Source organism: Acidimangrovimonas sediminis (assembly GCF_002871005.1).
GTDB classification, from domain to species: Bacteria; Pseudomonadota; Alphaproteobacteria; order Rhodobacterales; family Rhodobacteraceae; genus Acidimangrovimonas; species Acidimangrovimonas sediminis.
This window is the reverse complement of the sequence record NZ_PHSN01000006.1, coordinates 258,116-284,247: the sequence shown is the minus strand read 5'-3', so window position 1 is coordinate 284,247 and position 26,132 is coordinate 258,116. Positions and strand designations below refer to the sequence as shown.

At 68.8% G+C, this 26,132-nt stretch carries 29 protein-coding genes; 16 read left to right on the top strand and 13 right to left on the bottom strand.

All coding sequences use genetic code 11. From position 1 onward, the window contains the following. The first annotated feature begins 120 nt into the window (after window positions 1–120). From CVV76_RS07785 to CVV76_RS07765, 5 genes are all read left to right on the top strand, one after another. A complete protein-coding gene (locus CVV76_RS07785; RefSeq protein WP_102224061.1) occupies window positions 121–969 on the top strand; it encodes a flagellar motor protein MotB in 849 nt (282 codons plus the stop codon). 186 nt (window positions 970–1,155) lie between these two features. Further along, window positions 1,156–2,466: a flagellar hook protein FlgE gene (locus CVV76_RS07780; protein WP_199178525.1), complete on the top strand. Its 1,311-nt coding sequence runs from the start codon at window positions 1,156–1,158 to the stop codon at window positions 2,464–2,466. Between the two features lie 23 nt (window positions 2,467–2,489). Further along, on the top strand, window positions 2,490–3,941 hold the full coding sequence (flgK, locus tag CVV76_RS07775) for a flagellar hook-associated protein FlgK (protein WP_102224059.1): 1,452 nt from the start codon (window positions 2,490–2,492) through the stop codon (window positions 3,939–3,941). 10 nt (window positions 3,942–3,951) lie between these two features. Then, the gene (locus tag CVV76_RS07770; RefSeq protein WP_102224058.1) at window positions 3,952–4,956 is read left to right on the top strand and encodes a flagellin; all 1,005 of its coding nucleotides are present in this window, start codon (window positions 3,952–3,954) and stop codon (window positions 4,954–4,956) included. Then, window positions 4,956–6,074 (top strand): flagellar basal body P-ring protein FlgI, encoded by a 1,119-nt coding sequence (locus tag CVV76_RS07765; RefSeq protein WP_102224057.1) that lies wholly within the window; start codon window positions 4,956–4,958, stop codon window positions 6,072–6,074. The genes CVV76_RS07770 and CVV76_RS07765 overlap by 1 nt, the downstream gene beginning before the upstream one ends. Before the next feature lie 87 nt (window positions 6,075–6,161). Here CVV76_RS07765 and fliP read toward each other — a convergent pair whose 3' ends face one another. Genes fliP through fliF form a run of 4 tightly spaced genes read right to left on the bottom strand, consistent with a single transcriptional unit; the run spans window position 6,162 to window position 9,468 of the window. Further along, window positions 6,162–6,893 carry a flagellar type III secretion system pore protein FliP gene (gene fliP / locus CVV76_RS07760; RefSeq protein WP_233192766.1) on the bottom strand — a complete coding sequence of 244 codons (732 nt, stop codon included), beginning with the start codon at window positions 6,891–6,893 and terminating at the stop codon, window positions 6,162–6,164. A gap of 4 nt (window positions 6,894–6,897) precedes the next feature. After that, window positions 6,898–7,182, bottom strand: a complete 285-nt coding sequence (locus tag CVV76_RS07755; protein WP_199178524.1) for a FliM/FliN family flagellar motor switch protein — start codon at window positions 7,180–7,182, stop codon at window positions 6,898–6,900. Next, the gene (locus CVV76_RS07750; protein WP_233192765.1) at window positions 7,175–7,780 is read right to left on the bottom strand and encodes a FliH/SctL family protein; all 606 of its coding nucleotides are present in this window, start codon (window positions 7,778–7,780) and stop codon (window positions 7,175–7,177) included. Before CVV76_RS07750 ends, CVV76_RS07755 begins: the two co-directional genes overlap by 8 nt. Beyond that, window positions 7,780–9,468: a flagellar basal-body MS-ring/collar protein FliF gene (gene fliF, locus CVV76_RS07745; RefSeq protein ID WP_199178534.1), complete on the bottom strand. Its 1,689-nt coding sequence runs from the start codon at window positions 9,466–9,468 to the stop codon at window positions 7,780–7,782. The genes CVV76_RS07750 and fliF overlap by 1 nt, the downstream gene beginning before the upstream one ends. 155 nt (window positions 9,469–9,623) lie before the next feature. Here fliF and CVV76_RS07740 point away from each other — a divergent pair, with 155 nt between their 5' ends. The 10 genes from CVV76_RS07740 (at window position 9,624) to CVV76_RS07695 (ending at window position 19,863) form a co-directional block, all read left to right on the top strand. After that, on the top strand, window positions 9,624–10,151 hold the full coding sequence (locus CVV76_RS07740) for a flagellar basal body-associated FliL family protein (RefSeq protein ID WP_102224055.1): 528 nt from the start codon (window positions 9,624–9,626) through the stop codon (window positions 10,149–10,151). Window positions 10,152–10,200: 49 nt separating this feature from the next. Further along, window positions 10,201–10,659: a hypothetical protein gene (locus tag CVV76_RS25385; RefSeq protein ID WP_233192764.1), complete on the top strand. Its 459-nt coding sequence runs from the start codon at window positions 10,201–10,203 to the stop codon at window positions 10,657–10,659. Then, window positions 10,656–11,429, top strand: a complete 774-nt coding sequence (locus CVV76_RS07730) for a MotE family protein (RefSeq protein ID WP_233192763.1) — start codon at window positions 10,656–10,658, stop codon at window positions 11,427–11,429. Before CVV76_RS25385 ends, CVV76_RS07730 begins: the two co-directional genes overlap by 4 nt. 90 nt (window positions 11,430–11,519) lie before the next feature. Then, a complete protein-coding gene (gene motA, locus CVV76_RS07725; RefSeq protein WP_102224054.1) occupies window positions 11,520–12,389 on the top strand; it encodes a flagellar motor stator protein MotA in 870 nt (289 codons plus the stop codon). Next, on the top strand, window positions 12,386–14,632 hold the full coding sequence (locus tag CVV76_RS07720) for a hypothetical protein (RefSeq protein WP_102224053.1): 2,247 nt from the start codon (window positions 12,386–12,388) through the stop codon (window positions 14,630–14,632). The genes motA and CVV76_RS07720 overlap by 4 nt, the downstream gene beginning before the upstream one ends. Window positions 14,633–14,743: 111 nt before the next feature. Next, the gene (locus CVV76_RS07715) at window positions 14,744–15,514 is read left to right on the top strand and encodes a transglycosylase SLT domain-containing protein (protein ID WP_233192762.1); all 771 of its coding nucleotides are present in this window, start codon (window positions 14,744–14,746) and stop codon (window positions 15,512–15,514) included. A 4-nt stretch (window positions 15,515–15,518) separates the two neighbouring features. Next, window positions 15,519–17,609: a flagellar biosynthesis protein FlhA gene (gene flhA / locus CVV76_RS07710; RefSeq protein WP_102224052.1), complete on the top strand. Its 2,091-nt coding sequence runs from the start codon at window positions 15,519–15,521 to the stop codon at window positions 17,607–17,609. A 25-nt stretch (window positions 17,610–17,634) separates the two neighbouring features. Then, complete coding sequence (locus CVV76_RS07705; protein WP_102224051.1) at window positions 17,635–18,417, top strand: flagellar biosynthetic protein FliR; 783 nt, start codon at window positions 17,635–17,637, stop codon at window positions 18,415–18,417. A 10-nt stretch (window positions 18,418–18,427) separates the two neighbouring features. Next, a complete protein-coding gene (locus tag CVV76_RS07700; RefSeq protein WP_102224050.1) occupies window positions 18,428–19,510 on the top strand; it encodes an EscU/YscU/HrcU family type III secretion system export apparatus switch protein in 1,083 nt (360 codons plus the stop codon). Next, window positions 19,507–19,863 (top strand): hypothetical protein, encoded by a 357-nt coding sequence (locus tag CVV76_RS07695; protein WP_102224049.1) that lies wholly within the window; start codon window positions 19,507–19,509, stop codon window positions 19,861–19,863. The genes CVV76_RS07700 and CVV76_RS07695 overlap by 4 nt, the downstream gene beginning before the upstream one ends. Window positions 19,864–19,902: 39 nt before the next feature. On the opposite strand, the gene CVV76_RS07690 is transcribed toward CVV76_RS07695, so the two are convergent. The 9 genes from CVV76_RS07690 to CVV76_RS07650 are packed head-to-tail and all read right to left on the bottom strand — an operon-like array spanning window position 19,903 to window position 24,616. Next, on the bottom strand, window positions 19,903–20,523 hold the full coding sequence (locus CVV76_RS07690; protein ID WP_102224048.1) for a flagellar basal body-associated FliL family protein: 621 nt from the start codon (window positions 20,521–20,523) through the stop codon (window positions 19,903–19,905). 12 nt (window positions 20,524–20,535) lie between these two features. Beyond that, the gene (gene flgH / locus CVV76_RS07685; RefSeq protein WP_102224047.1) at window positions 20,536–21,270 is read right to left on the bottom strand and encodes a flagellar basal body L-ring protein FlgH; all 735 of its coding nucleotides are present in this window, start codon (window positions 21,268–21,270) and stop codon (window positions 20,536–20,538) included. A 16-nt stretch (window positions 21,271–21,286) separates the two neighbouring features. Further along, entirely contained in the window at window positions 21,287–21,721 is a 435-nt protein-coding gene (gene flgA, locus CVV76_RS07680; protein ID WP_102224046.1) for a flagellar basal body P-ring formation chaperone FlgA, read from the bottom strand. After that, the gene (gene flgG / locus CVV76_RS07675) at window positions 21,721–22,506 is read right to left on the bottom strand and encodes a flagellar basal-body rod protein FlgG (RefSeq protein WP_102224045.1); all 786 of its coding nucleotides are present in this window, start codon (window positions 22,504–22,506) and stop codon (window positions 21,721–21,723) included. The genes flgA and flgG overlap by 1 nt, the downstream gene beginning before the upstream one ends. Window positions 22,507–22,515: 9 nt before the next feature. Beyond that, entirely contained in the window at window positions 22,516–23,232 is a 717-nt protein-coding gene (locus tag CVV76_RS07670) for a flagellar hook-basal body complex protein (protein ID WP_102224044.1), read from the bottom strand. Window positions 23,233–23,238: 6 nt separating this feature from the next. Further along, window positions 23,239–23,508 (bottom strand): flagellar biosynthetic protein FliQ, encoded by a 270-nt coding sequence (locus tag CVV76_RS07665; RefSeq protein ID WP_408607879.1) that lies wholly within the window; start codon window positions 23,506–23,508, stop codon window positions 23,239–23,241. Continuing rightward, the gene (gene fliE, locus CVV76_RS07660; protein WP_102224043.1) at window positions 23,508–23,804 is read right to left on the bottom strand and encodes a flagellar hook-basal body complex protein FliE; all 297 of its coding nucleotides are present in this window, start codon (window positions 23,802–23,804) and stop codon (window positions 23,508–23,510) included. Before fliE ends, CVV76_RS07665 begins: the two co-directional genes overlap by 1 nt. Window positions 23,805–23,818: 14 nt before the next feature. Then, window positions 23,819–24,211, bottom strand: coding sequence for a flagellar basal body rod protein FlgC (gene flgC, locus CVV76_RS07655; protein ID WP_102224042.1), 393 nt, complete (start codon window positions 24,209–24,211; stop codon window positions 23,819–23,821). Between the two features lie 12 nt (window positions 24,212–24,223). After that, entirely contained in the window at window positions 24,224–24,616 is a 393-nt protein-coding gene (locus CVV76_RS07650) for a FlgB family protein (protein ID WP_102224041.1), read from the bottom strand. A gap of 83 nt (window positions 24,617–24,699) precedes the next feature. On the opposite strand from CVV76_RS07650, the gene CVV76_RS07645 reads away from it, so the two are divergent. Then, window positions 24,700–26,070, top strand: a complete 1,371-nt coding sequence (locus CVV76_RS07645) for a FliI/YscN family ATPase (RefSeq protein ID WP_102224040.1) — start codon at window positions 24,700–24,702, stop codon at window positions 26,068–26,070. The last annotated feature ends 62 nt before the right edge of the window (window positions 26,071–26,132 follow it).

Below are 26,132 nucleotides of genomic sequence, written 5' to 3'. Positions count from 1 at the left end.
CGGCACGCCAGAAGCGACCCTGATAAGGCTCGAATACACCTGAAATCGTAGTCCGCGCGCATTAAGCGCACGTTCATTCGGCGGAGGTAGTCTGACCGCGGGTGAATGAAGGGTGATGTGATGGACGCGCATTCCAATGTGGCGCCGGTCATCATCAAGCGGAAGAAGAAAGGCGGGGGCGACGGCCATCATGGCGGCGCCTGGAAGGTGGCATATGCCGACTTCGTCACCGCCATGATGGCTTTCTTCATGCTGATGTGGCTGCTGAACGCAACGACCGAGAAACAACGCAAGGGCATCGCGGATTACTTCTCTCCGACGATCCCGGTGAACCGCGTCTCGGGCGGGGGCGAGGGCGCTTTCGGCGGCGAGAGTGTCTTTTCCGAGGATCAGATCGCCCAGACCGGCACCGGCGCCAGCAGCGTCCATCCGACCGAGGAACGCCAGGCCTCCGGCGCGCTCGGCCCCGACCAGGCGCGGAAGGATCAGCGCCGCAAGGACGACAACGCCCTCCGCTCGGTCGAGGAGACGCTGCGCGCGCTCGGCGGCGAGACCATGAGCGACGACAACATCATGCGCCACGTCGTGACCCGTCTGACAGACGAAGGGCTGATCGTCGAGCTGTTCGACCTGCCGGGGCAGCCGCTGTTCGAAGGCGAGACGAGCACGCCGACCACCCTGACCCGTGACCTCGTCGCGATGATCTCCGACGTGTTCTCGGTGGTCGAGAACCGCATCGCGCTGCGCGGTCACGTGCGCTCCTATCCCGTGGTCCTCAAGCACAACCCGGTCTGGCCGCTGTCGGTGGCCCGCGCCCAGGCCGTGCGTGGCCTGATGGAAGGCGGCCGCCTACAAGCCGAGAGAATCGAGCGCGTGACCGGCACCGCCGACCGCCAGCCCGCGGTCCGCGACCGCGCGGCGGACCGCAACAACCGGGTCGAACTCATCCTGCTGCGCGATAAACCCTGAAGGTGCGAAAATAGAGACTGTTTCACCTTGAAACGAGTCTTTGAAGTGCAAGACCCCGCCTGGCGACAGGCGGGGTCTTGCATCTTGCGGGCGTGGGGAAATGCCCCCTTCGCCCGTTAGCGCGATCTTAAGGGAGCGCCCGCAAGATGCCCGCAACAGGAGTCGATGCAGCAGAAAGGCGCGCCCATGACGATTTCCTCCTCTCTCAATGCCGGTGTCGCGGGTCTCAACGCCAACTCGGCGCGGCTGGCCTCGATCGCCGATAACATCTCGAACTCGGGGACCTATGGGTACAAGCGGGTCGAGACCGAGTTCGAATCGATGGTGATCACCAACGCCTCGGGCAGCGGCACCTATTCCGCGGGCGGTGTGCGGGCCTCCTCCGCGCGTCTCATCGACCAGCACGGGGCGCTGGTCTCGACCAGCCACCCGCTCGACATCGCGATCTCGGGGCGCGGCATGCTGCCGGTAACGCCTTCGGTCAGCCTCGGCGCCGCGACGGGTGGCGATCAGCCGATGATGATGACGACCACCGGTTCCTTCCGCACCGACAGCGAGGGCGTGCTGAAAACCGAATCCGGCCTCGTCCTGCTGGGCTGGCCCGCCGATGCCGACGGCACGATTCCCACCTTCCCGCGCGACACCGTCGCCGGGCTGGAACCCGTGGTAATCAACGCAAACCAGACCGCGGGCGACCCGACCACCAAGATGCAGCTTGGCGTCAACCTGCCCGCGACCGAGACCGAGGCAGGCGGTGCAGGCGACTCGCTCCCCCTCTCGGTGGAATATTTCGGCAACCTCGGCACGTCCGAGACGCTGGACATCACCTTCACGCCGACCGTACCGGCCACCGGCAGCTCGAACACCTGGACCATGACGATCGCCGATTCGGCGCAGGACGGCGCGGTGGTCGGGGAATACACCCTGACCTTCGATGACACGCGCGGCGATGGCGGCACGCTGGCCTCGGTCACCGCGGTGTCGGGCGGCGCCTACAACGCCACCGACGGCACGCTGGACCTGACCGTCGCGGGTGGCCCGCTGACCCTCACCATTGGCAAGATCGGCGATACCAACGGCCTCACGCAGCTGTCCGACAGCTTCGCGCCCACGAATATCACCAAGGATGGGTCGCCGGTCGGCAACCTGACCGCGGTAGAGATCGACGAGAACGGCTATATCACCGCGACCTACGACACCGGGTTCACTCGCCGCATCTATCAGATCCCGCTGGTCGACGTGCCGAATCCGAACGGCCTCTACGTCAAGAACAACCAGACCTACCAGGTCTCGCCCGACTCAGGCTCCTTCTTCCTGTGGGATGCGGGCGACGGGCCGACCGGCGCGGTCGTGGGTTACGCCCGCGAAGGCTCCACCACCGATGTCGCCGGCGAATTGACCAACCTGATCCAGACCCAGCGCGCCTATTCATCGAACGCCAAGGTGATCCAGACGGTCGACGAGATGCTTCAGGAAACCACCAACATCAAGCGGTAACAGAGACGCAGGAAGGCTGACCCATGAGCATCGGCGCCGCCCTTTCCAACGCCCTCACAGGGCTGAACGCCGCCTCGCGGGGGGTGGAGCTTGTCTCCTCCAACGTGGCCAATGCGGCGACCCCCGGCTATGGCCGGCGTGAGCTTGAGCTGACCACCAAGATGCTCGGCACGACCGGGGCGGGGGTCCAGGTGGCCGGCGTCAACCGCGTCGTCGACCAGGCGCTTCTGAACGACCGGCGTATCGCCGGGGCCTCTGCCGCCGGCGCCGCGGTGACCGCGGATTTCTATGCCGATCTCGAGTCGACGCTGGGCACACCCGATATCGAGGGGTCGGTGAGCGCCCGTATCGCGGCCCTCGACACTGCCCTGCTCGAAGCCGCCAGCGCGCCGAATTCCGACGCGCGACTGGCCTCGGTCCTCGATGCGGCGCAGGGCCTTGCGCAACAGATCAACTCCGCATCCGACAAGATCCAGGCGGCGCGCCAGGGGGCCGAACAGGCGATCGGCTCCGATGTGGAACAGCTCAACGACGCGCTGTCGCATGTCGTCACGATGAATAACCAGATCCGGTCAGAAACCGCCGCCGGCCACGATGCCTCTGCCCTGATGGATCAGCGCCAGCAGCTGATCGACCAGATCTCCGAGATCGTCCCGATCCGCGAGATTTCGCGCGATTACAACCAGGTGGCCCTGTTCACCACGGGCGGGGCCGCGCTGGTGGACGGCCAGGCGGCAAGCTTCGGCTTCGATGCGGTCAGCACGATCACCGCGGACATGACGCAGGCCTCGGGCGCGCTCTCGGGGCTGACGCTGAATGGCAAGCCGGTGGCGACCGACGGCAACATGATCGCCGGAGGTACGCTGGCGGCGCATTTCGCGCTGCGTGACGAGCGGGCGGTGACGGCCCAGGCCCAGCTTGACGGCCTTGCGCGCGACCTCATCTCGCGCTTTGCCGATCCGGCCGTCGACCCGACGCTGGCCATCGGTGACGCGGGCCTCTTCACCGATAACGGCGCGGCCCTGGATCCGGCAGACGAGGCGGGCCTTGCGGGGCGCCTCGCCGTGAATGACGCGGTCGACCCCGCCGAGGGCGGCGCACTCTGGCGGCTGCGCGACGGCCTCAACGCCACCACCCCCGGCGCGACAGGGTATTCGACCCTTCTCAACGCGCTGTCCGATGCCTTGGGGGAACGTCACACCGCGGCCAGCGGCGGGCTCAGCGCTGCCGCACTCGACCTCTCGGGCCTGGCGGCAGACCTTCTGTCGCGCGTCGGCGCAGGCCGTCAGGCGGCCGAGGGTGCAGCCAGCTACGCCGCCGCCCGCTCCGACGCTCTCCAGACGCTGGAGCTGGAAGGCGGCGTCGACACCGACGCCGAGATGCAAAAGCTTCTGATCCTTGAACAGGCCTATGGCGCCAACGCCAAGGTGATCCAGACAATCGGCGGGCTGCTCGACCAGCTCCTGCAACTTTAGGGAGGGGCCGATGGCACTCGTCTCGCTTGGCGACATGGCGCAAAGCTTCATGTTGCGCAACCAAAACACCCAGCTGAAATCCAATCTGCAGCGCCACATGCAGGAGGTCACAACCGGACGGGCCCAGGATCTGGGCAAGCGCGTCGCGGGCAATTACGCCCCCCTCGCCGGGATCGAGCGGAGCCTTGCCCGGCTTGGCGCCTATGCCACCGCGACCGACGAAGCCGCACTGATGACCGACGCGATGCAAACCGCCCTGACCTCGGTCAACGATCTGGTCGAGGGCCTGACCTCGGGTCTCTGGACCTCGGCGCAGGCGCGTCAGTCCGCGCATGTCGACGCGCTGGGGGCGGACGCCGCCAGTCGTTTCGCCAGCGCCCTGTCGCAACTGAACGGACAGGTCGGGGACCGGACGATGTTTGCCGGCACCGCGACGGATGGGCCCGCCTTGGCCGGATCAGAGACGATACTTGCCGCCCTCGACACCGCGATCAGCGGCGCCACGACGGCGGATGACGTCGCGCGGGCGGTCTCCGACTGGTTCGACGACCCCGCGGGTTTTGCCACGGTCGGCTATCTTGGCAACACGCAGGACCTTGCCCCGGTGACAATCGGCGACGGCACCCGTCTTTCGTCGGGCATCCGGGCCGACAACACGGCGATCCGCGACACGCTCAAGGGCCTCGCCATGGCGGCGATGCTCGACCGGGGCGCGCTATCGGGCGACGCCGACGGTCGCGCGAACCTCGCCACACGCGCGGGCGAAAAACTGACCGCCGCGACATCCGACCTGACCGACCTTCAGGCGCGGCTCGGCGTCAGCCAGGCCCGAATCGAGGAAGCTGCGACGCGCAACACGGCCGAGGCCTCCTCGCTTCAGGTCGCGCGCGCGGGCATCGTTTCGGTCGACCCCTACGATGCCGCAAGCGCCCTGCAGGAGACCCAGACACAGTTGGAAACGCTCTACGCGATCACCGCGCGGCTGCAGGGGCTCTCGCTGATGGATTACCTCTGATGCGCCGCCGCAGCACCGCGCTGATCGCGCTGGTCGCGGCGCTTTGCACGACCCAGCCCGTCCCTGCCGGGGCCGCCGCGATCCGGATCAAGGATCTCGTGGAATTCGACGGCGTTCGAGGCAACGACCTAGTGGGCTATGGCCTCGTCGTCGGGCTGAACGGCACCGGCGACGGGCTGCGCAACGCCCCCTTCACCGAAGAGATCATGACCAACCTTCTGGAACGGCTGGGCGTCAATGTCTCGGGTGAACAATTCCGGCCCAAGAACGTGGCCGCCGTGCTGGTCACGGCCAGCCTGCCGCCCTTCGCCCGCGCCGGGGGGCGGGTCGACGTCACCGTCTCCGCGATAGGTGACGCCTCCAGCCTGCTAGGCGGCACATTGGTGATGACGCCGCTGAACGGCGCCGACGGCAAGATCTATGCCGTGGCGCAGGGCACGATCATCGCCGGCGGTGTTTCGGCCAAGGGCCAGGCGGCCAGCGTCACCCAGGGCGTGCCCACGGCGGGCTCGATCCCCTCGGGCGCGCGGGTCGAACGCGAGGTCGCCTTCAACTTCGGCGCGATGACCTCGGTCCGGCTGGCCCTGCGCAACCCCGATTTCACCACCGCCGCGCGGATCGAGCAGGTGATCAACCGCAATTTCGGCTCTCAGGTGGCGGAAATGACCGATTCAGGCACGGTCGCCCTGAACATCGAGGCGACCCGGATGAACAGCCCCGCCCATGTCCTCGGCCGGATCGAGAACCTGACCGTCGAGCCGGAGCAGAAGGCGCGCGTGGTCGTCGACCAGCGCTCGGGCACCATCGTCATGGGACAGGACGTGCGGATCTCAAAGGTCGCGGTGGCGCAGGGCAACCTGACGCTGAAGATCGGCGAAGCGCCGATCGCGGTGCAGCCCAACCCGTTCTCGCAGGGCGAGACGGTGGTGGTGCCCCGCACCAAGGCCGAGATAAAGACCGAAAAGGGCAAGGGCCTGGCCGAGGTCTCGGGAACGACCTCGCTGTCGCAGGTCGTGGCGGGGCTGAACGCCCTGGGCGTCGCCCCGCACGACATGATCGACATCCTCAAGAGCATCAGCGCCGCCGGCGCGCTGCACGCGGAATTCGTGGTGCGATAGAGCCTGAATGGATGGCCGCGCCCGCTCCGACGCTCGTCGTCATACGCGACGAGGAAACGCCGAAGGAACACGACGAGGCATATGCGCCTAGTTGTAGCTGCGGACGAGGGCCGAGGCGATCAGCGTCCAGCCGTTGGCGACCACGAAGAAGGCGAGCTTGAACGGCATCGACACGATTGCAGGCGGAACCATCATCATCCCCATCGACATCAGCACCGCCGCGACCACCAGGTCGATGATCAGGAACGGCAGGTAGATCAGGAAGCCGATCTCGAATGCGCGCTGGATCTCGGACAACAGGAACGACGGCATCACGAGCGACAGCGGCGCATCCACCGGCGTGAGGCCCGCCGGCAATCCCGGGCGAAGGGCCCGCATCGTCTCGAACGTGGCCGGATCCAGCCGGGCGGCCATGAAGGCCCGGAACGGCGCGATCGTCGCCTGCAGGGCCGCGGTCACGTCGGTCTGACCGTTCATGAGGGGCTGCACCCCTTCTGCCCAGGCCCTGGTGAAGGTCGGCTCCATCACGAAGTAGGTCAGGAACATCGCCAGGCTGACGATGAGCATGTTGGGCGGCGATTGCTGCAGTCCGATCGCCTGCCGCAGGATCGACAGCACCGTTACGATGAAGGGAAAGCAGGTCACCATGATCGCCAGCCCCGGAACGAGGCTGAGCACCGTGATCAGCGCGATCAGCTGGATCGACCGCCCGGCAAGGCTCGCGTCATCGCCGAGATTGAGGGAGATTTCCTGTGCCGCCGCCGGCGCGGCCAGCAACAGGCAGAACCCTGCGGCCAGCCAGAGCCATCTTCTGCCCACGGTGCTACAGCCCGCCGGCGAGGTTCGCGACCTCGGTCAGGCGCACCGCCAGCTGCCCGGCCTGCTCGCCGTCCATCTCCTGCAATTCGCCGCGTGCGATCAGACGGTCGCCGACGTACAGCTCCACCGGATCGTCGACCCGGCGATCCAGTGGCAGCACCGAGTCGGCCTCCAGCCTGAGCAGGTCGCGCACCAGCGGCCGGGTCTTGCCGACCGAGATGACGATCTCGATCGGGACCTGGCTGAACGGACTCATCTGGCCGGTTTCGGCCTGCGCAATGTCATCCATGGCTCACATCCTCGCCCTCTGCATTGAAATATTCGGCCAGAAGCCCCCGGATCTCGGCCACCACGGCGTCGAGATCGATCCGCTCCTCGCTCTCGCCGAAGCGCAGCGTCGCCTGCCCCTCGCCCAGCGTCGGTTCCTCGACCAGCTCGACCGGCAAGGTCAGCCCGTCGCCCAGCCGCGCCTCCACCGCGGCGCGGGCCGCGGGGTTGACGAAAATGCGCACCGGAACCTCGGATTGCGCAGCGGCAAGCGGGGCGATTCGGTCGGCGACCTGCGGCGCCAGCGCCGCGCCCGCCACCACTGGCAGCAGCACCGAGACGACGTCGTTCAATAGCGGCGCCAGCGCGCGCAGCACATGGGTGCGCGCCTCGTGGTAGGTGAAGGACAGCGTCTGAAGGCTGCGCGCAAGATCCGCGCCGATCCTGTCCTGCTCTGCCGCATGGGCGGTCGTCGCGTCTTCCCACCCCGCCTTGTAGCCCTGCTCATAGGATTCTAGACGCATCTCCTCGATCTGGGCACTGTCCAGCAGCGCCGCATCCGAAGGCGCCGCGGCCGCCGCCACCGTCTCGAACACCTCGAGTTGAAGCCTGCCTGCCATCACGCGCGCTCCCTGCTGTCATCGGTTTCTTCCATCCAGCTGCGCAGGATCGCGACGGTTTCGTCCTGGCGTTCCTCGATCAGTCGGCGCAGCCGCACGACCGGATCCTCGTTCCCGGCGGCAAGCCCCTCGCCCGCGTCGCCACCAAGGCCCATGCCCGGCATCTCGGGGTTGAAGACCGGCAGATCGGGCAAGCCGCCCAGCCCGTCGCCGAAGCCATCGCCAAGCCCGTTGCCCAGCCCGTCGCCGATGTCGATCTCGCCCGAGACGACGCGGGGCAGTTCCGCCCCGCCCCAGGCGCCGTCTGGCGCGGGAAGGCCGGCGAGGTCGCCCCCGGCGGCTTGCGCCCCCCGCGCCTGCGTCAGGATCGGACGCAGCACGAAGAGGCCAAGCGCCAGCGCCACCACCGACAACACCGCGATCTGGATCAGGGTCATCGGATCCAGCGCCATCGCCCCGAACATCGAGGCGGTCGCCGGGGTGCCCAGCGCGGCCAGTGGCTCGAACTGCAGGGTCTTCAGGGTGATCACGTCGCCCCGCTTCTCATCGAAGCCGACGGCCGAGGCGACCAGATCGCGCAGCGCCGTCAGCTCGGCCTCCGGGCGCGGCGCCCAGGTTTCCTTGCCGGCCGCATCGGTGGTCCGGATGCCGTCGACCAGCACTGCCACGCTCAGCCGCTTCACCGCGCCGGGTCCACGGTCGAGCTGTCGCTGGGTCTGCGATACCTCGTAATTCACCCGCTCGCGCGTTTCCGATTCCTGCGACTTGCTGCTTGACCCCTGCGCATTGGCATCGCCGGTGGGCAGGTTCGACGCAACCGTGACCCCGGCCCCGCCGTTGCCCTGCGAGGAATTCGACCGTTCCTGCGTCTCGCTGCTGATCGCAACCCGGTTCTGCGGGTCGAAACGTTTCTCGGTGATCGATTCGCGCGAGGTTTCGGTCTCGACATTCACCTCGACGACGGCGTGGCCGGCGCCGACGCGGGCCGCCAGCAACCGCTCGACATTCTGCTTGAGCGCGGCCGCGCGGTCCGTGCCCGCGCGCGCCCCGCCCGGCACATCGTCGCCGGCCTGCAGGAGGCCGCCAGACGAATCGATCACCGCCACGTCGCGGGGCTGCAGCCCAGCGACCGCCGAGGCGACGAGGAACTTCAGCGCCTTCACCTGCGCCTCCGGCAGGGTACCAAGCGACGTGGTGACCGTGACGCTGGCGGTGGGTTTCACATCCGGCAGGAAGGGTTCGGGCCGCGACGACGAGATATGTACCCTGGCCGCGCGGATGTCGGGGCTGGCAAGGATCGTACGCGCCAGCTCCCCCTCCTTCGCGCGCCAGTAGGCGGCATCGAACATCTGCGAGGTCGTGCCGAATCCCGACAAACCGTCGAGCAGCTCGTACCCTGCCGCACCGTTCGCGGGCAGCCCTTCGGCGGCAAGGGTCATGCGCAGGGAATCGCGCTGCGCCGCGTCGACCCAGATCGAATCGCCACGCACCTGGTAGCTGACGCCGCGCTGGTCGAGGGCGCGGACAACCTCCCCCGCCGGGCCCGGTTCCAGGCCCGCGTAAAGCAGTGTCAGGGACGGTTGCGTCGCCATGCGCGACAAGCCCAGCACCGCGCCGAACATCGCCAGCGTGGCAACGATCACGATGATCCGGCGCCGCGCATCGAGCGCCCGCCACATCGACAACATCTGTTCCAAGCCGCCTCTCCGTCTGCAGCGGGGCGTTCTGCCCCCGCAAGGCCCTGAATGGAGGATCCGGCTTAAGAATCGGTTAGCCCGGATTGTGTAGGACCACCCCGAGACCGAGGGCCGCCCTGGCCCCTCCCCCAGATTCGGAGGATCCGATGGCCGAGGAAGAGGCCCCCGCGGAAGAGGCGGGCAAGAAGAAGTCCAAGCTGCCCCTGCTGATCGGGCTGGTGCTTCTGCTGATCGGTGGCGGCGGCGGCTTCTATGCGACCTACAGCGGCATGGTGCTGGGCGGTGACAGCGGCGCGCAGGCCGAGGCCCATGGCGGTGGCCAGGGTGCCGCGGGCGACGGGCACGGTGGCGGCGGCGGGCCGGACCCGATGGCCGACGTGGCCTTTGTCCCCGTCACGCCGCTGGTGATCTCTCTCGGACCGGCCAGCCGTTCCACCCACCTGCGGTTCAGCTCCCAGCTGGAAGTCGCGCGGGCGCACGAGGCAGAGGTTGCCGGCCTGATGCCGCGGATCCTCGACGTGCTGAACGGCTACCTGCGGGCGGTCGAGGTGCGCGAGATCGAGGATCCCGCCGCGCTGGTGCGGCTGCGCGCGCAAATGCTGCGGCGGATCCAGATCGTCACCGGCGAGGGGCGCGTGCGCGACCTGCTGGTCACCGAATTCGTGCTGAACTGACCTACCGGCCCGCGACCCGATTTGAAGACCTGACCTGACGGAGTCTCCCATGGCGCTCATATCCGACATTCTGCTGGCCGCCGGGGCCTTTGCGGCGGCGTTCTACTGCTGGATCCTGTCGCGCCGGCTGACACGCTTCACCAAGCTCGAATCGGGCATGGGCGGCGCGATCGCGGTTCTGTCGGCACAGGTCGACGACCTGACCCGCGCACTGGAAAAGGCCCAGCGCACCGCCGTCGCCTCGACCGAGGACCTTTCGGGCCTGACTGCACGGGGCGAGGAGGTCGCGGGCCGGATCGAGCTGTTGCTCGCCTCCCTGCACGACCTGCCCGAAGCGCCCGCGTCCTCTCCACCCGCCCGCTCCGCGCCCACGTCCCGCCCGGCACAACCCGATGGCCGTACGGAGATCCGGTCCGAAACGCCGGAGACCGGAAGCCGCCGCCTGCACTTCTCTCGCCAGCGCAGCCGACGGGCGGAGCATGCATCCTTCGGAGAAGCAGCAGAATGACCCGAAACGTCTCTGAAAAAGCCGAATCTGCCCCAGCCGCGGCCCGGTCCGCCAAGCGTACCGGCGCCAAGGCTCCGGGGGCGAAGGCGACGGGGAAAAAGGCTGCACGGGCCAAGGCAACCCGCCCGGCCCGGCGCGGCACACGCGGCGCATTGTCGGTGGTCATCGGCACCTTCGTGATCGCCGGAATGCTGCGCCTTGGCGTCGGGGTCAGCGCAGCGGTGGAGCGGACCTCGGCCGCGCCGGCGGCGCAGACCGCCGGTCACGACACCGGGCCTGCCGTGCACGGTTCCGATCGCACTTTGGCCATGGCCTCGGGCCATGCCTCCGCCACGCCCTCGGCGGCCTGCGATGCGACCGCCGGGCTTGCCATGCCGCTGGTCACAGCGCTGAAGGCACGCGAGGCCCGGGTCGCCACGCGCGAGGCCGCGCTCGACGACCGGCGCCAGGCGCTTGCGCTGACCGAGAAGGTGGTGAACGCCAAACTCGCCGAACTCAAGGCCGCCGAGGAGAAGCTGTCGAAGACCCTCGCCATCGCCGACACCGCCGCCGAGAAGGACGTGGCCCGCCTGACCCAGGTCTATGCCGCGATGAAGCCAAAGCAGGCGTCTGCGGTGTTCGAACAGATGGCGCCCGACTTCGCCGCCGGCTTCCTGGGCAAGATGCCCGCCGCCTCGGCCGCCGCGATCCTCTCGGGGCTGACGCCGGAAAAGGCCTATACCGTCAGTGTCATCCTCGCGGGCCGCAACGCCGGCGCGCCGAAGCACTGATTCGGCCCGGACGAGAGCTTTTCTTAACCCCGATCTGCAAGTGTGCAGCCCATCGCCGCGCGCGCGGCCAAACCAGAGGCAGGGCCCCGGATGCTTGGCATCATCGGTATCATCGTGATCTTCGTCATGGTCTTCGGCGGCTATATTCTTGCCGGCGGCCACATGGAGATCATCCTGCATGCCCTGCCGCATGAGATGATCGTGATCGGCGGCGCGGCATTGGGCGCCTTCCTGCTGTCGAACGACATCCCCGGCGTCAAGGCCACGCTCGGGGGGATCGGCAAGGTCTTCAAGGGCGTCAAGTGGAAGCCCGGCGACTATCGCGATCTGCTGTGCCTTCTGTTCGAGCTGATCCGCATCGCGCGGTCCAACCCGGTCGCGCTCGAGGAACATATCGAGCAGCCGCACGACTCGGCCATCTTCGCCAAATACCCCAAGATCCAGAAGGATCACGAGGCGCTGGACCTGATCTGCGACACGCTGCGCGCGGCCTCGCTGAACTACGACGATCCTCACCAGGTCGAAGAGGTGCTCGACAAGCGGATGGAGACGCACCAACACCATGCCCTGCACTCCAGCCACGCGCTGCAGGCCATGGCCGACGGAATGCCCGCGCTGGGGATCGTGGCGGCCGTCCTGGGCGTGATCAAGACCATGGGGTCGATCGACCAGCCGCCCGAGATCCTGGGCGGGATGATCGGCGGCGCGCTGGTCGGGACGTTCATGGGGGTGTTCATCGCCTATGGCTTCATCGGTCCTATGGCCAGTCGGGTGAAGTCGGTGACCGAGGACGACCACCACTTCTACCAGCTGATCCGCGAAGTGCTGATCGCCAACCTCTACAACCACCCCACCAACATCTGCATCGAGGTGGGTCGCCAGAACGCCCCCCACAGCGTCCGTCCCTCCTTCACCGATCTCGAGGAGGCGCTGCGCGAGCTCAAGCAGGAGGCCGCATGAGGCAGGCGCTTTTCCTTGGCCTCGCGCTCTGTTTCGGCGCATTTTCCGCTATTGCCGAGACGATTCCGATCCGCTCGGGGGAACATGGCGACTTTTCCCGCATCGTGCTGCCACTTGAGCAGCCGGCCGAGGGCTGGACCTTCGGGCGGCTCGACGACGGGTACCAGCTTCGGCTGGGGCGCGGCGGGGTGCATTTCGACCTGCGCCAGGTGTTCGAGAAGATCCCGAAGACCCGGCTCACGGCGATCTCGGCCGACGATGCGAAGGGCTGGCTGACGCTGCGCCTCGCCTGCGCCTGTTATGCGGAGGTCTTTCCATTCCGCGAAACGCGGCTGGTAATCGACATCCGGCGCGGTCCGCCGCCCTCGAATTCTCCATTCGAGAAACCGCTGGAGACGGCGGCGCCGAAGCCGAAGCCCGACCCGTCGCAGACCACGCCCTCCGGTCCCGCCTTTGTCTGGCGCGGTCTCGACGGGCCCTTCCTGCCGCCCCCCGCCCCGCCGGATGTAGAGATGCCCACGCCCGAGAACCTGGCGATCACTAGGGCGCGCGAGGCGCTGCTGCGCCAGCTGGCCCGCGCCGGAACGCAGGGGCTGATCAAAGTGGACCCGAGACGCCTGACCCCCACACCACGGGACGAGGCGCCGGCCCATCCGGGCAAGGCGCACCCCGATCCCGCGCCTGAACATGTCTCTCCCACACCGGAAAATGCGAATCCCCTGGGGGTGCAGTCACGCACGGTGATGGACCGTGACGCGCCCGAGACGCCCGATCCCGGGCTCGCCGCCGAGGGGGCCCACTGCCCGCCGGACACATCGGTCGATATCGCGTCCTGGGTTGGCGAAGGCGCGCCCGCAGACCAGATCGGCGCCGCCCGGCGGGCGCTTGTCGGGGAATTCGACGCGCCCAGCTCCAACGGGGCCGAGGCGCTTGCCCGGCTCTATCTCGGCTTCGGCCTCGGGGCCGAGGCGCGCGCGGTGCTGACCGCCTTTCCCGATACCGCCGGCCGCGACCGCCCCGTCCTCCTCGCGATGACCGCGATCTTCGACCAGGACCACCCCGAGCTTGCCCGCGCCCTGTCGGGGTTCGGGGCCTGCCCGGGCAAGGTCGCGCTCTGGTCGATGTTGGCCAGCCCACCGCCCGGCCCCGGCGACCCGGTCGATGCAAACGCGGTGCGCCGCACCTTTTCCGGTCTGCCGCTGGCCATGCGGCGCGAACTTGGGCCGCGCCTGTCGCAGATCTTTCTCGCCCGCGGCGACAAGGACACCGCGCTGGCGCTGCGCGACGCGATCACCCGTGCCGCGGGCGACGGTGGCGATGGCCTGCGCCTGACCGACGCGCGGATCGACATGGCCGACGGTGACCCCACCGGCGCGGAACACCAGATCACCCCGGTGATCCTCGGCGATGGCCCTGACGCGCCCGACGCGATGGTGCTGCTGGTCGACACCAGGATCGCCCGCGGCGAACCGGTCGACGGCCACACGATCGAGGCGCTCGCCGCCCTGGCCCATGAACGCCGCGGCACCCCCGAGGGCAACCGGCTGATCCGCGCCGAGGCGCTTGCCCTCGGCACCACCGGGCAGTTCGCCGCCGCCTTCGCGATGATGGGCGACGACCCGGAGGGTGCGCCGCGGCTGTGGCAACTGCTGGCAGAGCACGGCAGTGAAGAGGCCCTCCTGCAGGCCGCCATCACACCGCCGGACCTGCCCCTCGACGCCGAGACGCGGCGCCGGATCGCGGACCGCCTGATCGGCCTCGGCTTCGGGGCCGCGGCCAGGGCGTGGATCACCACCGACCAGTCCGGCGACGAGGCGGACAGGCTGCGTCTCGGCCGCGCCGCGCTGGCAAGTGGCGACAGCGCCGCGGCGCTCTCGGCGCTTGACGGTCTCGCGGACCCGGCGGCCGCCCTGCTCCGCGCCCGCGCCCTTGCCGCCGAGGGGGACCACGAGGCCGCGACCCGCGCCTATCAGCAGATCGGCGCGGTCGATCTGGCCGGTTCGCAGGCCTGGCGCGCGGGCGATACGGCAATCGTGAAATCCGCAGGCAGCGAAGCGCAGAAAAAGGCTCTGTCTCTGCCTGATCCTTCTTCGGCGGTGGCGGACCCGGCCCTCGGCCCGCTTGCCCGCGACCGCGCCAGGGTCGATGCCAGCCGCAACGCCCGCGAAACCCTGACCAAGCTGCTGGCCGAAACCCCCAGCACCCTGACCGAGACCACGCCCAACGCGCCGGCCACCCACTGAGGCCCCCATCGGCCGCGCCGCTGACCCCTCCCCCGCTTACCGAATCGAAAGGGAATCTTCCTAGGGTCCCCCCGGGCGCCCAGAACGGCCGCCGCTTCAGGAAGGCTCCGGATGAACGTGACCCGCCGCAGAATGCGCCAGACGAGGCATTTCCTCTCCCCCCTTCGCGGCGGGGTCGGTGTCATTGCCGTTACCCTGGCCTGCCTCGTGTCGCGCCATGCCGGGGCGCAGGATCTGCCCGCGCTCTGCGAGACGGCCGCACGCCGCGCGTCGCACGAAACCGGCGTACCGGTCGCCGTGCTGCAGGCAATCTCGTTGACCGAAACGGGACGGCGCCGTGGCGGCACCACCCGCCCCTGGCCCTGGACCGTGAACATGGAGGGCAAGGGCGTCTGGTTCCCGACCCGCGGCGCAGCGCTCGACTACGTCAAGCAAAGCTATGCCGCCGGCGCCCGCAGCTTCGACCTCGGCTGTTTCCAGCTGAACCACCGCTGGCATGGCAAGGCCTTTGCCGATTTCGACGCGATGTTCGACCCGGAGGCAAACGCCCTCTACGCCGCGCGTTTCCTCAAGTCGCTCTACGACGAGACCGGCGACTGGACCAAGGCCGCCGGCGCCTATCATTCGCGCACCCCCGAACATGCCCGCCGCTATGCCGAGATCTTCCGCAAGCACCTGGCCCGGGTGATCGACGCTCCGCCCGCCGCGCCGGCCATCGCCGCCACCGCGCCCCGCCCGGTGCAACTGGCCGCCGCCGAAGATCCGCACCCCCCGCGCGTCAATGCCTTCCCGCTGCTGCAGGCGGGCGACACGGCCGGTCTCGGCTCGCTCGTGCCGCTCGGCGCGGGCGGCCGGTCGCTCTTTGCCGATCCGCAGGGCTAGGCCGATGCCGAAACTCACCCTTCAGACGATCTTCCGCCCGACAATCCTGCTGGCGCTGGCCCTGATGGCGGTGATCGTGATGATGATCCTGCCGATGCCGGCCTGGGTGCTCGACATCGGTCTTGCCACCTCCTTCGCGCTGGCGATCCTGATGTTCACCGTGACCCTGTTCATCGAACGCCCGCTGGATTTCTCGGCCTTCCCGACGATCCTGCTGGCGTCGCTGATGCTGCGCCTGTCGCTCAACGTCTCCTCGACCAAGCTGATCATCGGTCAGGGCCACACCGGCACCGCCGCCGCCGGCCACGTGATCGAAGGCTTCGCCAGCTTCATCATGGGCGGGTCGATCCTGCTGGGCCTCGTGGTCTTCTGCGTCCTGCTGATCGTCAACTTCATCGTCATCACCAAGGGCGCGGGCCGGATGGCCGAGGTCGGCGCACGCTTCGCCCTTGACGCGATGCCCGGCAAGCAGCTGGCGATCGACGCAGACATGTCCGCCGGCGCCATCGACCATGCCGAAGCCAAGCGCCGGCGCGAGACGGAACAGGCCGAAACCACATTCTTCGGCTCGCTCGACGGCGCCTCGAAATTCGTCAAGGGCGACGCGGTGGCGGGCCTTCTGATCACGCTCCTGAACATCATCATGGGTCTGGTGATGGGCGTGGCCGTCCACCACATGCCGATCGGGCGCGCGTTCGAAACCTATGCCATCCTCACCGTGGGCGACGGTCTCGTCAGCCAGATCCCGGCCGTCATCATCTCGGTCGCCGCCGCCCTGCTGCTTGCCCGCGGCGGACAGAAGGGCGCGGCCGACCTCGCCCTCGTCGCCCAGCTCGGTCGCTATCCCGCCGCATTGGGCACGGTTTCCCTGCTGATGGCACTCTTCGCGCTGATCCCCGGCCTGCCGTTCCTGCCTTTCCTCGCGGGCGCGGCCGCCCTCGGCGCCGCCGCCTGGTTCGGCCATCGCCACGCGCAACGCATGGCCCTGGCCGCCGAGGAAAGCGCGCAGCGCCCCGATGAGGCGCCCGCCGAACGCCCCCTGGGCGATGTGCTCGACCTCGACGACATCCATGTCGAATTCGCCACCGACCTGGTCACCATGGTGCTCGATCCGGCCACCGGCCTCGACGCCCGCATCGCCAACATGCGAAAGCACGTCGCGATGACCTATGGCGTCATCCTGCCCGAGATGCGCCTGACAGATGAGGCAAGCCTGCCACCCGGCAGCTACCGCATCCTGATCCAGGGTGTCGAACAGGCCCGCGACCGGCTCCATCCCGAACGCGTCCTGGCGCTGCTCTCCGATGACGACATGCTGCTTCCCGCGGGCGAGGACGTGAAGGAACCGGTCTACGGCGCCCCCGCCCGCTGGCTGCCGCCCGAGGCGCAGGAAGACGCCGCGATTTCCGGCGTCACCGTGGTCAGCCCGACCGAGGTTCTCGCGACCCACCTGCTCGAGGTCTTGCGCACCAACCTTGCCCGCCTGCTCACCCTCAAGGGCCTGCGCCGACTGCTCGACGAATATTCCAACCTCTCCGATCCCGCCCGGGCCGAGGCCAACCGCCGCCTGCTCGACGAGCTGATCCCAGACAAGGTGCCGATGGACCTGCTGCTGACCGTGCTCAAACTCCTGCTCGACGAAAGGGTGTCGATCCGCAACCTCGCGCTGATCCTCGAATCCATCGCCGAGGTGCGCCAGGGCCACCCCTCGCCCGAGGCGATCTGCGAACATGTGCGCCAGCGGCTCGGCTTTCAGCTGGTCGCCGATCTTCGTCGACAGGACGGCACCATCCCGCTGCTGCAACTTGCCCCCGAGTGGGAGGAAACCTTCTCGACCTACCAGGTTGACAGCGACCGCGGCGCGCCGGACGTCGCGCTGCCCCCCGACCGGTTCAACCGGCTGGCCGCCGCACTGGCGGAAAAACTTGCGAAAGCCGGTGAAACAGGAACATTTCCAGCGCTCGTCACCTCGTCCCGCCGGCGCCGCTTCCTGCGCACGGTGATGGCGGCCAAGGGCCTTTCCGCCCCGGTCCTGTCGTTCGAGGAAATCGGGATGGAGGCCCGGCCCGCACTGGTCGGCACGGTCGCCGCATGACGGCGCCTCCCGCAGAGAGCCGCCGATGATCGAGGTGCTGGCCCAGATCGCGGGGCTGGGGCAGGGCTGGCTCGCGGCCGCGGCCCTCGTCTTCCTGCGTGTCGGCGCCGCCATGGCCCTCCTGCCCGGCTTCGGCGAACGCGCGATCCCCGGCCGGATCCGGCTGGTGCTTGCCCTCGCCTTCACCGCCATCATCACCCCGGCTCTCCTGCCCCGCCTCGGCCCACTCGGGGCCCCTCTCGGCCCCGCCTTCCTCGCCGCGATCTTCCCCGAGGCGATCACCGGCCTCGCCCTCGGCGCGGTGCTGCGGCTGTTCGTCCAGGTTCTGCAGATGGCCGGAACGATGGCCGCGCAATCCGCCTCCCTGTCGCAATTCTTCGGCGGCGCGGGGGCCGAGCCGCAGCCGGCGATGGCACAGATCCTGATGCTCGCGGGGATCGCGCTTGCCATGGCCACGGGCCTGCACATCCGCCTCGCCGAGGCGCTGATCCTCAGCTACCGGATGGTCCCCCCGGGGCAGTTTCCCGGCCCCGCCGACCTGTCGCACTGGGGCGTGGCGAACGTTGCCCGGGCCTTCGCCCTTGCCTTTTCGCTCGCCGCCCCCTTCGTGATCGGGGCCGTACTCTACAACGCGGCGCTCGGCGCCATCAACCGTGCCATGCCACAGCTCATGGTGGCCTTCGTCGGCGCGCCGGCCCTCACCCTTGGCGGCCTCGTCCTGCTGGCGATCGCTGCACCGCTGATGCTGCACCTCTGGCTGGAGGTGTTCCAGACCGTCCTCGCCAACCCGTTCGACACCCCGGGATGAGGGCCGCGGGATGAGCGAGGACGACACCGAGAAAGAGCACGAACCAACCGAAAAACGGCTGGAAGAGGCTCGAAAACGCGGCGAGGTTCCGCGGTCGCCCGAACTGACCACCGCCGCAGGCTATGCCGGCCTGCTCCTTGCCGGCGCGGCGGTCGGGCCGGCCGCGCTGCAACGCATCGGCACGGCCGGCGAGGTCCTTATCGACCGGCCCGACCGCCTCGCCCAGCTGTTCAGCCAGGGGGCGACGGCACCGGTGGGCGGGCTGATCGACACCGTCCTCGCCGGCATGGCCCCCTTCGTGCTGATCCCCGCCGTGCTGGTCGTCGCCACCCTCATCGTTCAGCGCGCCTTCACGGTGACGCCGGAAAAGCTCGCGCCCAAGCTCAACCGCATCTCCCCCCTGTCCACCGCGAAGAACAAGTTTGGCCGCTCCGGCCTCTTCGAATTCGCCAAGAGCTTCGTAAAGATGATCCTCGTGGCCCTCATTCTCGGCGCGCTGCTGATGTCGCGCCTGCCTGCGATCCTCGGCACCATGGCGCTGTCGCCCGGCCAGTCGGTCGCGGCCCTCCTCGGCCTGCTGATGGAATTCCTGTTCCTCATCCTGCTGCTCAGCGCCGTGATGGGGGGGATCGACTATCTTTGGCAGCGCCAGGAACATCTGCGCAAGAACCGGATGTCGCGCAAGGACATCAAGGACGAGATGAAGGATTCCGAGGGCGACCCGCATTTCAAGCAGGCCCGGCGCCAGCGCGGCTACGACATCGCGATGAACAAGATGCTGGCCGAGGTGCCCAAGGCCGACGTGGTGGTCGTCAACCCGACCCATTACGCTGTCGCCCTGAAATGGGAACGGATGCGCGGCGGTGCCCCGATCTGCGTGGCCAAGGGCGTGGACGAGATCGCAGCGCGGATCCGCGAGGCGGCGCTCGAGTCCGGCGTTCCGTTGCATCGCGATCCACCGACCGCGCGCGCCCTGCATGCCACGGTCGACCTGGGGCAGGAGATCCCGCGCGATCAGTACCGCCCGGTCGCCGCCGCCATCCGCTTCGCCGAGGCGATGCGCGCCAAGGCAAGACGGAGCCCGTTCCGATGAAAGATGCAAGGAAGCTCGCGGCGCTCGGCCGCCTGTCGCAGATGCGCCTCGACGCCGAGCTGGCCCGGCTCCGGGCCGCGGCCCGGGCGCGCGAGGCCTCGCTTGCAGCGCTCGAGGCGTTGAAGGCCCCCGACGAAAGCCCCGGCGATCTGTCGCCCGTGGCCGCAGGGCTGGCGCAGTTGTCCTACCGCCGCTGGGCCGAGGCCCGGCGCGCCGAGATCAACGTGACGCTCGCACGCCAGACCGCCGAATGGGCCGAGGCGCGCGACCGCGCCGCGCTGGCCTTCGGCCGCACGCAGTCCCTCGACGGGCTGGCCATGAAATTGAAGAAAGCGCAGAAAAGGCAGGACTAGAGCCTTTTCCACGCCTTCTGGCCGCCTGTCAGAGGGAATTCAGGCGTCCTGTCTCACCATGTCGATGATAAGGACGTCCTTCAGTACCGGTCCCAGCACCTTGAAGGCCGCCTCCTTCAGGGCATCACGCAGCACCAGCATGTTGTTGCCCGAGGTGAAATTGCCGTCGAACCCGCCGGAATTGGCATGATCGAACATCACCCGCAGGAAGGCGTCGCGCAGCTTGGGTTCCAGCGCGAAGACCTTGTCGCGGCCCCCCGCCGACACCTCGAGGCTGAGCGACATGATCACCAGAGAACTGACCCGCCCGCCCTCCAGCACCGGGATGATGAACTGGTTGTTGAGCTTGACGAAATCGTGGGCTTCGGAATCCGTCGCCTCGCCCGCCCCGCCCGACGACCCGCCATGCCCCTTCGCCTCGGCGCCATGTCCGGCTCCCTGGTCGCCACCTCCCTGTACTCCGGCCCCATGCTCTCCGGTCCCGGCCGGGGCGCCGTGCCCATCCGCCGCCTTTCCCTCGGCGCCCTGCGATGCCGCCGGGGACGGGCCATCGCCCGCATCCGCGGCGGCCTCGGGCGCCGGGCGCAGGAAGATCCCCGCGCCCGCGCCTGCGCCCAGCCCGACAATCAGGAAGACGATCGGCAACAGTTTCTTCAGCATCGCCTCGCCCCCTCAGAACGGCAGCACGATATCAGTGACCTGCTGGCCGTAACGCGGCTGCTGCACGTCAGTGATCTGGCCGCGCCCGCCGTAGGCGATCCGGGCGCCGGCGATCTTGTCGTAGGTAATCTCGTTCGTGCGGGTGACGTCCTCGGGGCGGACATACCCCGTGACCACGAGGTCGCGCAGCTCGAAATTCACCCGCACCTCCTGCGACCCCTCGATCCTGAGAACGCCGTTCGGCAACTCCTCCACCACCGTCGCCGCGACACGCAGCGTCAGCTTCTCGTTGCGCTGGACCGAGCCCTGGCCCTTGTAGCTCGACGATCCGGTGGCCGAGATCGCGTCTGCCATGCTGGCCCCCGAAGGCAAGTGCCTGTCGATCCGCTGCGGCAGGCCCAGCATCTGCGGAATTCCCATCGATTCCGACCCGTCACGTGACCGGCCGGTGGAGTTCGAGATCTCCGCTTTGTCGTTGATCTCGATCACCACGGTCAGGATGTCGCCCCGGTGCCCGGCCCGGCGGTCGCCGAACAGCGACTTGCGCGACCCTGTCCAGAGCGAGGCCTGTTGCGCCGGCTCGCCCGCGTGGCGTTCCCACGGCGGCGGCCGGGTGTAGATCGCGTTGTGCTGTGGCGTCTCGAGCGGCGTGAAAGCCGGGGCCTTGCCGACCTGAGCCAGCCGGTCGCAGGCGCTCAGCGTCAGCAAAGACAGGATCAGGGCGAGGGGGAACAGGGCGTGATGCATGAAGCTCCTCAAGGGGTCAGTAGCCATGCCCGACGACAACCGATCCGTCCGGCTGGACGGTGCCGCTGATCGTGGTCCGGGAGGCGGTATTCATGACGCGGATCTCCTCGCCCGCGCCGGCGCGGCCAAGGGCCCGGCCCTCGGCGTGAATCGTCAGCGCGCCCTGCCGATAGGCCAGCGCGACCAGCTGGTTGCGCTCGACCAGCGCAGGCGGGCCGACGTCGCCCCGGCGGATCGGCCGCCCGGCATAGAGCACCACCCGCGCCTCCTGCCCGATCACGGTGGCCGGATCGGTGAGCGCGCCGGGCACATCGGCCCGGATCGTCGAAAGGTCTTCGGGCCCCAGAACGGCGCGGGCGCGGATCGTATGCGCCGCGATCAGCGTCTCGGCCTGCAGCGGGCGGGTCAGGAACAGCACCAGCAGCATCACGAATGCGAGGAGCCAGCGCATCACCGCACCTGCGTAGTCGCGCCGAGCATCTGGTCGGCGGCGGTGATCACCTTGGCGTTCAGCTCGTATCCCCGCTGCGCCTTGATCAGTTCGGTCACCTCGCGCACCGCGTCGACCGAGCTTTCCTCAAGATATCCCTGCCGCACTGTGCCCAGGCCGTTCTGCCCCGGCGTGGAGACTTGCGGTGGCCCGGAGGCGGCGGTTTCGAGGAACAGGTTCGATCCAGTCGCCTCGAGCCCCTTGTCGTTGGTGAAGCTGGCCAGTGTGATCTGCCCCAGAAGCTGCGGCTGGGTCTGGTTGCGGAAATAGGCATACACCTCGCCCGCGCCGTTGATCGAGATGCTGGTGGCCTGCTGGGGGATGGTGATGCCGGGCACCACCGGGTAGCCGTCCGAGGTGACGATCTGCCCGTCCGCCGCGCGTTTCAGCCCCCCATCGCGGGTATAGGCCGAGGTGCCGGAGGGCAGCGTCACCTCGAGATAACCCCGCCCCTCGATCGCCAGGTCGAGGTCGCCGTTGGTCTGGGTCAGCGTGCCCTGCGCCAGCGTGACCGAAACCGAGGTGGGCCGCACCCCGAGGCCAAGCTGCACGCCGGCGGGCAGCAGCGTCCCGTCCTCGGCATTCACGGTGCCGGGGGCGACGTATTGCTGGTAGGGCAAGTCCGCGAACTCGGCGCGGCGGGCGTTGTAGCCGGTGGTCGACATGTTGGCGAGGTTGTTCGACACCACCTCGACCCGCATCTGCTGGGCGCTCATGCCGCTCGCGGCAATCTGAAGGGCACGCATGAAAACCTCCTATCGGCCAAGGGTGTCGATGACGCCACGGATCCGCTGGTCCTCGCGGTCCAGCAGGCCCTGGCCCAACTCGTAGGCGCGCTGCACCGCGATCATCCGCGTGATCTCGCGCACCGGGTCGACGTTCGACTGCTCGACATAGCCCTGGCGCAGCCTGGCCCCGGGCGCGGCTTCGACGCCGTTGTCGGCGCGAAAGAGCGTACCGCCCTCGCGCACCAGATCGGTCGCCTCAACGGGCTGGTAGAGCCCGATCTGCGCGATCGGCTGGCCGTCCGCCGCCAGCGTGCCATCGGCCGCCAGGGTGACGTTGCGGGCCTCAGTGGGCGCGAAGACGGGGGTTCCGCCGGCATCGAGCAACCGGTTTCCCTCCGGCGTTGCCAGCAGGCCGTCGGGCCCCGGGGTGAAGCTACCCGCGCGGGTCAGCCGGTCGCCCTGCGGTGTCTGCACCAGAAAGAACCCCTGCCCCTCGATCGCGAAGTCGTAGGTGCCGCCGGTCCGCTCCATCCCGCCCTGGGCAAGGTCCACTGTCCGCGCAGTCGCGGTCGCCATCGACAGCGACGGCTCGTTCCCGTCCAGCCGAGAGACGAATTCGGCAAAGATAGTGCCTTCCCGGCGGTAGCCGGTGGTCGAGGCATTGGCGATGTTGTTGGCCACCGTCGCCATCTGCCGCATCAGGCCCGATTGCCGCGTCAGCCCGGTGTAGATCGCGTTGTCCATCGCCCCTCAGCCCCCCGCGATCAGCGGCACCAGCCGCTGGGTGAAGAAGTCGACCAGCGTGTCGGTCATGAACGACATCGACACCCAGAACACCGCCAGCATCGCCCCCACCTTCGGCACGAAGGTAAGCGTCATCTCCTGCACCGAGGTCAGCGCCTGAAAGAGCCCCACGGTCACGCCGGCGACCAGCGCCACTGTCAGCAGCGGGGCCGAGATCTTCACGGCAATCCAGAGACCCGCGCGCAACGTGTCGTAGATGACGGGTTCGCCCAGCATCAGACCGGCATCCTAAGGATTTCCTGGTAGGCCTCGACCACCTTGTCGCGCACGGTGACCGCGGTCTCGACCGCCAGTTGGGTGTCGGACAGGGCCTGCACCAGCGCATGGGGGTCGGCAGTGCCGGCCATCGCGGCCTTGGCCGTCTCCTCCCCCGTGCGCAGGGTATTGGCGAAGCCCTGGGCCAGGTCGGCGAAGGCCGCACCGAATCCCTGGCCCTGTGCCGCATCGCCCGGAAGGGTGGCGGGTTTCGCCTGCACATAGGCGCGCTCCGCGATCGAGGTGACATTGCTCATCGGGTTTCTCCCTGTCAGCGGCGCAGAAGGTCGAGGAGGCTGGTCGCCATCTGGCGCGCCTGATCGAACATCTTGAGGTTGGCGTCATAGCTGCGCTGGGCTTCGCGCCCGTCGGCGATCTCGACCACGAGGTCGACATTGGATCCGTCATAATGGCCGGTCGCATCGGCCAGCGGGTTTCCGGGATCGTAGACCCGTTCCAGCGGGCTGCGGTCGAGCGTGACCGGCCCGGTCATGACCCCGCCGGTGGCATGCCCCTGCGCCATTTCCGCAGCGAAAGAGACGGTTTTGCGGTGATAGCCCGGGGTGTCGGCGTTCGCCACGTTCTCGGACACGTGGCGCAGACGCTGCGCCTGCGCCCCCATGCCGGAAGCCGAGACCGCAAGGCTCTTGAGGAGATCGCTCATCGCCCCGCCCCCTTACGCGCCGCGCCCGAGGCTGGTGCGCAGAACCGACTGGGCCGTGCGGTAGATCGCCAGCGCCATGTCGTGCTGTTCGCGCAGCTGGGCCGCGGTGACCATCTCGTGTTCCAGCGAAACGCTGTTGCCGTTGGGCGATTCGGTGCCTGGCGCCTGCCGCGGGGCAAGGCGGGTTTCCGAACCCTGGTCGAAGGCGCCAAGGTGCCCCGCGCGCGTTTCGCGCAGCGACAGGGACTGATCGTCCCGATAGGTCTCGGCAAAGCTGGGGGCGTCCACGGCCTTGTAGCCGGGTGTGTCGGCATTGGCGACGTTCTGAGCCACCGCCGATTGCCGCAGCGCCGCGTTCGACGCCATCTGGCCGGCCATCCTGAGGATGGAAAGATTCTGATACATCGGGGCTTCTCCCTCGATCCGTTTCACCAAGGCTTAAGGCCGATTCCTTTAGAAACGGTAAGGACGGACCAGGGAGACCTTCGATGCATGGAACCAACGGACCGGCACAGCCGGCGGCCGCCCCCCCGGGCCTCGACCGGCTTCGCGCGCGCATCGCCGGGCTGGAGCCGGTGCGCCGCTTCGGCCGGATCGAGGAACTCGCCGCCGGCGTGCTGCGCGTCACCGGACTGACCGGCGCCGTCAGCCTCGGCGACCGGATCGAGGTGCGCGGCGCAGGCGGCCAGCGCATCGGCGGCGAGGTTTTGCGCCTCGCGAAAGACGGCGTGACCGTCCTGCCCGACCAACCTCCCGAGGGCCTCGCGATCGGCGATGCGGTGGCCCATCTCGGTCCCGCCGGCATCGCCCCCGACGACAGCTGGATCGGCCGCATCGTCGACCCGTTCGGACGGCCGCTCGACGGGCGCGCGCTGTACCCCGGCGACAGCCCGCGCCCGCTGCGCGCCCCCGCCCCGCCCGCCGCCGCACGGCACCGCATGGCGGGCCGCCTTGAAACCGGCGTCGCGGTCTTCAACACGCTCCTGCCGCTGGTGCGCGGCCAACGCATCGGCCTGTTCGCGGGCTCCGGCGTCGGCAAGTCCACCCTGCTCGCCAAGTTCGCCCGCGGCATCGCGGCGGACGTCGTGGTGATCGCGCTGATCGGCGAACGCGGCCGCGAGCTGCGCGAATTCGTCGAAGAGGTGCTGGGCATGGCCGGAATGGCCCGCAGCGTCGTCGTCGCCGCCACCTCGGACCTCTCGCCACTGATCCGCCGCCGCTGCGCCTGGGCCGCGATGGCAGTCGCCGAACACTTCCGCGACAAGGGGATGCACGTACTCCTCCTGGCCGATTCCGTCACCCGCTTCGCCGAAGCACACCGTGAGGTCGCCGTCGCCGGGGGCGAAGGCGCCGGCCTGCGCGGCTATCCCCCCTCGACCCAGCACATGATCATGTCGCTCGCGGAACGCGCGGGCCCCGGTGTGGGCGACGCGGGCGACATCACGGCGGTCTTCTCGGTCCTCGTGGCCGGGTCGGACATGGACGAACCCGTCGCCGACATCCTGCGCGGCGTGCTCGACGGCCACGTGGTGATGGACCGCAAGATAGCGGAACGCGGACGCTTCCCTGCGATCGACCTGCTGCGCTCGGTCTCTCGCGCTCTGCCCGACGCCGCAAACGCCGAGGAAAACCGCCTGATCGGCGAAGCCCGCGCCCTGCTGGGTGCCTACGACCGCGCCGAGATGATGATCCAGGCCGGTCTCTATTCCGCCGGATCCGACCCCATGGTCGATGCCGCGCTCAAGGTCTGGCCAGGCCTCGACGGCTTCCTCGCCGAGGACGAACCCGGCGACAGCGCCGCCAGCTTCGCCCGCCTCGCCGCCTGCCTCGCCCCGGCCAGAGGCAGACCGGGGCGCTAACCCGTTACCCGCAACGGAACGTCTCTAAGTGCCCGGAAAACGGCAATGGTGGATAGGTCGGC